Here is a 9,097-nt window from a genome sequence, read left to right as displayed (position 1 = left end):
CCCTTAGTCCCTAGTCCCTAGCCCCTAGTCCCTTCTTCTATAAATTGCTAATAGTTTAAAGCTTTAGACTTTTGCTGAACAGTCGATCCTTCTTGAATTGGGTGTACGGGAATTTCAATCCAGAACTCCGTCCCCTCTCCTGGTTGCGACTCGCAGCGGAGCGATCCTTGGTGATTTTCTACTAAAATTTGACGACTAATAGATAATCCCAATCCCGTTCCTTTCCCTATTTGCTTCGTTGTAAAAAATTGGTCAAATACCCGCGATTTTACTTCTAGGGGTATTCCAGGCCCATTATCAGCAATTCGGACTGTCACATAATCGGGATGGCTAACTTCAGTGCGAATCCGAATTGTTGGCATAATTTGGCCTACTATTTCTTCCCGATTTCCCATCCCTTCTTCCAAAGCATCAATGGCATTGCTAAGAATATTCATAAACACTTGATTTAGCTGTCCTGCATAGCACGTAACCATTGGCAAATCAGCATAATCTTTAACTATTTCAATCATTGGCCGTTTCGGGTGAGCTTTCAGGCGATTTTGCAAAATTAATAGGGTAGTGTCAATCCCTTCATGCAAATCTACCTGTTTCATTTCAGTGTCATCTGTTCGTGAAAAATTCCGCAAAGACATTACAATCTGCCGAATCCTATCGGCTCCAATTTGCATAGAACATAGGACTTTTGGTAAGTCTTCAATTAGAAAATCTAGGTCAATATCTTTGATATGCTGTTGAATTTCAGGAGTTGGTTCGGAATAGTATTCGCGATAGAGTTCGAGCAAGTGCAACAAATCTTGGGTATAAACTTCGGCATGGCTAAGGTTGCCATAAATGAAACTGACGGGGTTATTAATTTCGTGGGCGACGCTGGCGACTAATTGCCCCAGTGAAGACATTTTTTCGCTGTGTAATAGTTTAGCTTGAGCTTGTTTGAGTCCGATCAGTGCTTTCTCAAGTTCAGCCGCTTGTGCTTCCGCTTGAGTAGTGGCAGCACAACTTTCTTGATAGAGTTCGAGGTGCTTGATATCCATTTCCAATTGTTCGGATTCACTCTCGTGTTGATATTGAGTGACTACTGCATCCAATGATTCTAATAACCGACCATAAGCAGCGGTGACAATGTAGTTTAAATGGGGATTATTTGGTTCTAATTCTATATCTGGGGATTGTACTAAATCTCTGACTTTAGTAATATAATCGCGTACTTGTTGGTCTAGATTCCAAGGTGGCTCAAAATACATCGCTTTGACGACCTTTGAACTCTGACCTGGTAAATTCATGCTACGATCGCCATTAATTAAGCCATTGTGGGACTTTTCCATAAGATTTATGGCATCGAGCAAGTCGGTACGCAGTTTTACCCTAACAGTCGGAACTTGAGAGCAAACTAACTTTAAAGACAGAAAGGCTATTCGCTGGGAAAGCATTCGCTGCCGACCGCTAATATTCACAACAGCCGCACTAATTTTGCGGGCAGCCCAGATGTCATCTAAATTAAAGTATTTAGTGAATTCTAACATAAGTAATAGTTTGAGAGGACATAAGTTTTTAGAGTTCATAATAATGTAATGTTTTTCTACCCTGTTAAACATTTTGTACAATGATATCCTGAAAAAATATTTTTAGTTACTCGATCCGATCAAACGGTATCTTTAATCACAAATTTTTACTGTAAATAGCTGGACTTGCAGTGAGGGCGAAAGCTATCACTGCAAGAATTATTAAACCGTTTGCTACGAACATTTGTTTAAAAGAAATCCGGTAGCCAAGGTTGAGGGCCAGCAAATATCAGAGTAGCTAGATTGAGTGCCTCATCCTCTCCTTCTTTCTTCTGCTTAGAACTTTCCACAAATTGCACAATAATCCCAATTCTCCAAATTATTGATACAATCTGTATTGTTGAGTTAACTTCAAAAGATCGACCTCCTGCCTTTTGCTGATGCTATTGACTTTAAGTCGATTATGTGCTAGGCGTTGGCTGCTCTAGACTAAATCTACGATCGCTTCCTACTACCTTGTTGTCATGTCAGGGTTTGTAAATAACCTTGCTGTCATGTCAGGGTTTGTAAATAATTGTAACTATAAAATACTCTCAAAGATTAAACTTTATTGCAAACTAGAAACATAACGAGAGTCCTGTGATACCTTCAATGGTGGTCTGAAAACGACGCAGCATAAGGGAAGGAGAACACTTTGAACTCGCAGTTGACAGAATATCCGGCTTGCTCATTGCGTGAAGATGTCAGTGAGTACGTGGCTCATCTACAACTTCACATGACTTTACAGGCTCGTAACTTAGTCCCCAATATTACGCAGGCTAAAGATAGCCGCGAACATCTGTTGCAACAGACTCAAGCTCATTTTGAGAAACGGGTGTCTCGACAAGCTCTTTAGCTGGTGAATTTTTCTCTCTTTGCGATCGCGATTTCCAAAATTTACGCGATCGCTTCTCACTTTGGGGGAGTATGCTTTTTGGCAGATTTTCGCTAATATTCCTTGGAAGTGGCTTAAATCTAATTTATATGCGTACTCCAACAGTTATAGTTTTGACTTTAGCGACCTTGATGGGAAGCGGGTTAACGAATGCGGGTTTAGCGATCGCCCAATCCTCAGCCCTCGAACCAAAAGCCAGCCATCTGCCGACAGCGACAGCCCAAACGCCGACAATTCTGACCAAGGCTTTGGTCGCAAAGGCAAGATGCCTCTCCCACAAGAAAATTAGCTCTTGTGAAACAGGTAAGATGGCTGTTGCTGAGATTGATACAAAATATCCAAGCACTATTAAAAACCAGACGGTTGAAACCGCATCTGCACAGACACAACCCGCCGACGCGGGTTGTAAAATTATATCTCCCTCTTCAGTCCGCGCAGGCGGACTTGGTTTGTGTAGCCGCGAATTCTATTCGCCCAGGCTTGGCGGACTGATTGAGAATAATCGACTGATTGAGAATAATCGACTGATTGAGAATAATCGACTGATTGAGAATAATGTAGAGACGGTAACGATCGCAGCAAAAAAAGCTCTGCCTAAAGATTTTAAATCCGCGATCGCGACACCAACCCAAAGCATCGCCAGCCCCATTCCCTCACTCTCCAGCAGCCAAAGCACCCAAGTATTCAACAGTAGCGCCCAAGAACTCGGCGGTAGCGTACAAATGAGTATAGATGAGGGAGCGATCGCTCAAGATGTCGAAGGCGCTTATGTCAGAGAAGTACAAGTCCGCTTCGTCAACTCCAAAGGCGAAGCAGTAGATAAAGGGGGCAACCCAATTCAGGGGCGGATTTCAGAAGATTTCATCCGCAGCGAAATCCAACTCAAAGCCGGGGACAATTACAGTCAGGAAGCAGTCCGCAGAGATTTGCAGCAGTTGCGGCAATTGGCTTTATTTTCCAAGGTCACAGTTTCCACAGTACAAGTCGGTACTGATATCGATGTCATCTACAACGTCACAGAAGGTCAGCCCCGCAGTTTTAACTTTGGTGGCGGTTATAGCGATGACCTTGGGGTGTTTGTAATTTTGGGAGTTCGGCAAATAATCGGCCGCAGCCAGCGAGTATCGCTGCTTTTCCAGCCTAGTATCCGAGACTTTGAGTACGATCTGCGGTTCACGAGTCCCTATCTGGCTAGCGAAGATCGTTTGGGTTACAGTTTCGGCACTTTTCGCGATCGCCGGAGTTCGGACATTTTTGACAAAGATGTTAATTTACCCGACGACAACAAAGTTCGGGAAATCAGGATGGGCGGTAACGTCAATTTCACCCGACCGATTGGCGATTGGCAGGGGACTCTGGGATTGAACTATACCAGCATCAGCACGCGCGATCGCAATTTGAGGATTGCCCGCCGCGATGAAGAAGGAAATCCTCTGACTTTAAGCGGTACGGGGGTTGACGAATTATACACTGTCTCCTTAGCTTTCACCCGCGACTGGCGCAACAATCCCTTTAACCCCACTAGCGGCTCAATTTTGACTTTGGGTACAGAACAGTCAATTCCTCTGGGGCGGGGGAACATCACAATGAATCGGTTATTAGCTAATTACATACAATACGTGCCTATACAATTGATAGGTCGAGGCGATCCCGAAGCTTTGCCCGAAATGTTTGCCTTTAACTTGCAAGCGGGTACGATCGTTGGCGACTTCCCACCCACAGAAGCTTTCCGTCTCGGTGGTAGCAGTTCTGTGCGGGCTTACACATCGGGAGCTCTTGGCACTGGCCGCAGCTACGTTTTAGCCTCCGGCGAGTATCGCTTCCCCATCAGGAATAATATCGGCGGCGTAATATTTGTCGATTTTGCCTCAGATTTAGGTTCTGGCGACAGCGTATTGGGAGAACCAGCCATTGTCCGGGACAAACCTGGGACGGGTGCGGGGGCTGGGGTAGGAGTACGAGTGCGATCGCCTTTTGGGTTAATTCGCTTCGATATCGGAGTTAGCGATCGCGGCGGCGTAAGATTCCTCTTCGGTACCGGACAACGGTTTTAAACTGTTAGTTGTTAATTGTTCGTTGTTAGTGGTTAGTTGTTAGTTGTTATTGACCCAGAAACCTGGCTTCTGCCGTGCATTTCGACAAACGTTTGACTAAACGGACGGTTGAATATTCTGGCTAACATTGCTCCAGTTACAGCTCTTATTAACGCTGAGGTTTCTTGAGTTTAGAATCTTTAGCTTTTGCCGTTGATTTCGCTGGATAATACCTAAATTTACTCAGAGCAGCACTTGCCGATTTAGCAACATTCCGATCTGTATCTCGCAGAGCTTGTTGCAGAAAAGGGATCGCTTTATCAGACTTAATTGCTCCTAAAGCTTCCACCGCAGATAGGCGTACCTGCGGCTCCAAATCTCTACTCAGCTTTCCTAATATTGGTATTGCCTGCTGCAATTCCGATCTTGAACCGTTAGCAGCAGCAATTTTGCTTAAAGCTGCTGCTGTTAACTTGCGAATATTAGCGCTTTGATGACGGGAGTACCCGATTAACTGAGGAACAAAACTGATTTGACGGGAATCTCCCCAAGCTATAATTTTATTATCTAATTCCTGAACTAATGCTTTAGCAGTGAAGTTCAATGTTGGGACTTTCTGCTCTTCAATTTCCGGCTCCAAAGGGACAGAATAAGTAGGAGTTACCGTCTCTAATTGTGGTGATTCCACAAACTCAGGAGTTGCTGTCTCTGAGGGCTGTGATTGCCAAGCTGGATTTTGTTCTCCTAACTGACTTTCATAATGGTTTTGTAACATCCTGACCGTTTGTTGTGTATAACCTTCATGGTTTTGCAACTCCTCATTGGCATTTTTTAACTGAGTTTCATAATGTTCTTGCAGTAGTCTGGTATTTCCCTGCATCTGAGCCTCGTGAGCTTGGGATTTCTCTGCGGCTAATCTTAAATCATTTTCGTATTCCTCTTGCAGCAGATTGATAGCTGATTGTTTCTGAGCTTCATAAGTTCTAGCTAATTCTTCAGCAGCTTGCATTAATTGAGTTTCGTATTGTGCTTGCAATTCACTGATAGTTGCCTGCATCTGAGCTTCGCGAGCCTGTAATTCTTCAGTGGTTTGTTTTAACTCGCTCTGATGTCTATCTTGCAGAGATTGTATGGCTGATTGCATCCTGTCTTCATAGGTTTTCTGCAATTCATCAGTGACTTGGACTAACTGAATATTGTGTTGGTCTTGTAAGGATTGTATCGTTTCCTGTAGCCGTGAATTATGAACTTGTTCTAATTCTTCTGTGATTTGTCGGCGGCGGTTTTCCTCTCCCGCTTGTAGGGATTTGATAGTTTCTTGCATCCGAGACTGGTGGGTTCTTTCCATGTCCTCGGATATTCTGCGAGTTTGCTCGCTTTGGTTTTGCTTGTGCTGCTGCAATCTCTTTTCTACCAACCAGTAGGCAACTGCCAATCCCGCCAAAAAACTTATGAGTGCTGCTATTACTAAAATCATCAGTGAAAACCCTCCAGTTTGAAGTGCGCCTGCTTTTCTGTTTAACTAATGATACAGTATTGAAGAGATGGCAAAGTATAAAAATTGCTAAACTGCTACCTCTCCAAAGCCACTTCGCAGTCGTGTCTCAATGGAACACCCATTACCAACTCCCACCACTCGCGCTCATGTTTTTGTTTCGGGAACTGTTCAAGGTGTTGGCTATCGTTACTCAACTATGAATTACGCCAAGCGATTTGGCGTGAATGGTTGGGTACGAAATCTTGCCGACGGCAGGGTAGAAGCTGTGTTTGAAGGAAGTATAGAAGCCGTGCAATCGATGATTTCCTGGTGTCGCATTGGGCCGATGGGTGCTGTAGTTAAAGATGTGGCGATCGAGTATGAAGAACCGGAGGGAGATCGCCGATTTGAAATTCGCCGTTTCTAACTGTAATGACTTCAAATAATCGGGCAACTTTGCTCAAATCTTTGTCTCCCGGTGCTATTTCTAAACCGCTGGAAAGGTCAATGCCGCTAGGTTGAAGTTGTTTGAGGGCAGCTAATATATTATCAGGAGTTAAACCGCCGGCAAGTAGCCAAGGACAACTAGGTTGAAACTGTTTTAAACTCGTCCAATCTATCGTTTTACCCGTACCGCCTAGCTGGTTAGGATGATAAGCATCTAACAGTAAGGTATTAACATGAGCGGCGTAAATAGCGGCTTTCTCTAAAGTTTCAGGTGTTTTTACTCTCAAAGCTTTGATAATTTCAACTCCGGGTAAAAACTGCTGGAGGCGATCGCAAAATTCTGGGCTTTCATCTCCATGCAACTGCACGCCATTTAATTGAGACCGATCGACTACTTGACAGATTATTTCTAGTGTGGTATTAGCAAAAACCCCGATGCGATCGATATTCTGGGGTAACTGCTCGACGATCGCCCGAATCAACTCTGGCTGAATATACCTGGGCGATGCTGGCACACAGATAAATCCCAAGGCCCCCGCCCCTAGCTGCGCGATCGCTTGCCCTTGCTCTAGCTTCGTAATCCCACAAATTTTGACTCGCACGATCGCACCTCTCTGCCGCAGTTGTATCAAAATATAAACTTATTGTTAACTATTAAAACAAATTTTAGTTTGTGGCTAAGCACTATTTATAATTTTTGCATTCAATTAGTCCCAGCAAGCAGCCGTCCAGACAGCCTGTTTGGGCGTTGATATAAAATTGGTTCTGGTCAGAGAGTCCATTTTTCATGGATTTTCAGAATTTAGGTGCCAATGACTAAACTCACATTCCTTTCTAAGTTTATCAAAGGAGATTAGGAACTTGATTTACTCTGCTTTACTTTTGGCCGTCGGTCAATCTACTACACCCCATACACCAGAATGGTCTCTCGGTGTAGGGCTAGTAATGATTCTTGCCAATCTATTCGCGATCGCGATCGGCTACTATGGAATTTCCAAGAACAACCGAGGCAAAGGCCCAGCTTTACCCGTTGACCTACCAGGTATGTTCACAGGATTTGGCGTACCTGAATTATTAGCAACAGCAAGCTTCGGTCACATCCTGGGAGCCGGAGTTATCTTAGGTTTAGGCAACGCTGGAGTCCTCTAAATCGTCCAGAAATTAACAATTAAAAATTAGAAAGCCGGAAATCGAGCGGCAAGTTTTAATTGTGAATTAGACGTTTCAGAACTTACCCATAATGTAACGCCGCCGTCCCGCAGGTTCAAAAACCGGGTAATTCGGTGGCGTTATAAATAGTAGAAAAATCATGTTAACCCTAGTTTGTCACTCTAGGAAGAGTAAAATAGAAAGAGAAGTGTAAATGGGAGACATAGATGATGATACAGCCCAAAATTCCACAACCTACCATTAGTTTCATCGATCAATATTGTGGGAGTTATCAAAAAATATTTCCAGAAGTTAGAAGCTATGAAGCGTTTAAGCAAATTATTATGGGGATTTTGACACCAAGCAAAAGAAAAAGTTTAGTAACACTATCTAAAATCAATACTCCGGACAGTTTTGGAGTAGAGAGGCAAGCGAAAGCCCACAAAAGAGTCAGTAAAATTTGAATCTAAAAGGCAGAAAAAAAGACACTCTTTAAGTTAAGCTAAAAAAGCACACCAACTTAACAGACTGCATACATGAATATTATTGAATCCATTTTACAACAAATGTCAGGGGTGAGTCAAGCCCAAAAAAAGTTTATAGTAACTTTACTTTCCACAATCGTGCTGGTTTATGCCAAAGTGAAATTCACCAACCTGGGTCGTTATAGTTCTGCCAATGAAAAAACTTATCGGCGGCAATTTTTCCAAAAGTTTGACTGGTCTCACTTCTCTAAACTTTTTATTAAAAAGCCTTGAATCAAGAGCGCACAGTTATTGCCGTTATTGATTGTTCTTTTCTGAGAAAAAGTGGTAAAAAGACTGAGGGAAAAGCTTATTTTTATAATGGTATCGCCGGGAAAGCTGAACAAGGATTAGAAATTTCTGTAATTTCTGTTGTCGAAGTTGAAACTCATATTTCCTATAGTTTAAGCGTGCAACAAACTCCTGAATCAGATTTAAATTTGATTAGTAGATTAAGGGTTGATGCTAACCTAAATTACCTCTATACTGGAGAAAGAAATAAATTTGGCGCTCCTCGTAAATTATGATGGGAAAGTTGACTGCAATAATTTGAAAAATCTAACTTTAATTAAAGAAATAAAGCCGGGAGTTAAGCTTTATTCATTAGTGGTATGGAGTTGTTGCTTAAAATCCAAAATCCGTTTGGCTTGTATCTCTGAACTTCAACCTAACGGTAAAACCAAAAATATTTTATTGTTTAGCACCGATATCAATCTCAAGGCTGAGCAAATACTTGAGTATTATCAAGCTCGTTTTCAAATTGAATTTATTTTTCGTGATGCCAAACAATTCACGGGTTTGTCAGATTGTCAATCTGTGAATAGCCAACGCCTTGATTTTCATTTTAATGCCAGCCTAGTCGCCTTAAACTTAGCCAAATATGAAGCCTATAGTCGTCACTTATCTTCCAATCCCTTCGTATTTTCAATGGCCTCTTATAAACGCTTGGAATTCAATCGGCATCTACTTTCTACATTTATTAGCAAGTTAGATTTAGACAAGGACTTGATTTTAAATCATCCTAACCTCCC

The 9,097-nt window shown here is 42.7% G+C and carries 11 protein-coding genes; 8 read left to right on the top strand and 3 right to left on the bottom strand.

Annotated features, from left to right (window positions below; genetic code table 11):
- Positions 1-47: 47 nt before the first annotated feature.
- Entirely contained in the window at positions 48-1,523 is a 1,476-nt protein-coding gene (locus OSCI_RS01940) for an ATP-binding protein (RefSeq protein ID WP_007353166.1), read from the bottom strand.
- A gap of 673 nt (positions 1,524-2,196) precedes the next feature.
- Here OSCI_RS01940 and OSCI_RS28140 point away from each other — a divergent pair.
- On the top strand, positions 2,197-2,397 hold the full coding sequence (locus OSCI_RS28140) for a hypothetical protein (protein ID WP_007353165.1): 201 nt from the start codon (positions 2,197-2,199) through the stop codon (positions 2,395-2,397).
- A gap of 128 nt (positions 2,398-2,525) precedes the next feature.
- Positions 2,526-4,490, top strand: coding sequence for a BamA/OMP85 family outer membrane protein (locus OSCI_RS01935; protein ID WP_007353164.1), 1,965 nt, complete (start codon positions 2,526-2,528; stop codon positions 4,488-4,490).
- A 148-nt stretch (positions 4,491-4,638) separates the two neighbouring features.
- On the opposite strand, the gene OSCI_RS01930 is transcribed toward OSCI_RS01935, so the two are convergent.
- Positions 4,639-5,946, bottom strand: a complete 1,308-nt coding sequence (locus OSCI_RS01930) for a HEAT repeat domain-containing protein (protein ID WP_007353163.1) — start codon at positions 5,944-5,946, stop codon at positions 4,639-4,641.
- Positions 5,947-6,076: 130 nt separating this feature from the next.
- Between OSCI_RS01930 and OSCI_RS28135 the strand changes: the two genes are divergently transcribed.
- On the top strand, positions 6,077-6,373 hold the full coding sequence (locus OSCI_RS28135; protein WP_007353162.1) for an acylphosphatase: 297 nt from the start codon (positions 6,077-6,079) through the stop codon (positions 6,371-6,373).
- Here the strand turns inward: OSCI_RS28135 and OSCI_RS01920 are convergent.
- Positions 6,306-6,995, bottom strand: a complete 690-nt coding sequence (locus OSCI_RS01920; RefSeq protein ID WP_007353161.1) for a phosphoribosylanthranilate isomerase — start codon at positions 6,993-6,995, stop codon at positions 6,306-6,308. The genes OSCI_RS28135 and OSCI_RS01920 overlap by 68 nt on opposite strands.
- Before the next feature lie 259 nt (positions 6,996-7,254).
- Here OSCI_RS01920 and psaK point away from each other — a divergent pair, with 259 nt between their 5' ends.
- From psaK to OSCI_RS31245, 5 genes are all read left to right on the top strand, one after another.
- Positions 7,255-7,542 (top strand): photosystem I reaction center subunit PsaK, encoded by a 288-nt coding sequence (gene psaK, locus OSCI_RS01915; RefSeq protein WP_007353160.1) that lies wholly within the window; start codon positions 7,255-7,257, stop codon positions 7,540-7,542.
- A gap of 227 nt (positions 7,543-7,769) precedes the next feature.
- Positions 7,770-8,006, top strand: coding sequence for a hypothetical protein (locus OSCI_RS01910; protein ID WP_007353159.1), 237 nt, complete (start codon positions 7,770-7,772; stop codon positions 8,004-8,006).
- A 72-nt stretch (positions 8,007-8,078) separates the two neighbouring features.
- The gene (locus OSCI_RS31255) at positions 8,079-8,300 is read left to right on the top strand and encodes a hypothetical protein (protein WP_007353158.1); all 222 of its coding nucleotides are present in this window, start codon (positions 8,079-8,081) and stop codon (positions 8,298-8,300) included.
- On the top strand, positions 8,297-8,593 hold the full coding sequence (locus OSCI_RS31250) for a hypothetical protein (protein ID WP_007353157.1): 297 nt from the start codon (positions 8,297-8,299) through the stop codon (positions 8,591-8,593). The genes OSCI_RS31255 and OSCI_RS31250 overlap by 4 nt, the downstream gene beginning before the upstream one ends.
- Before the next feature lie 115 nt (positions 8,594-8,708).
- Positions 8,709-9,097 (top strand): transposase (locus OSCI_RS31245; protein ID WP_234708691.1); only part of this gene is annotated, 389 nt, incomplete at its 3' end.

It is taken from the genome of Kamptonema sp. PCC 6506 (genome assembly GCF_000180455.1).
GTDB lineage: Bacteria > Cyanobacteriota > Cyanobacteriia > Cyanobacteriales > Microcoleaceae > Kamptonema > Kamptonema formosum.
The sequence above is the reverse complement of the archived record's forward strand: the minus strand, read 5'-3'. Positions and strand labels throughout refer to the sequence as shown.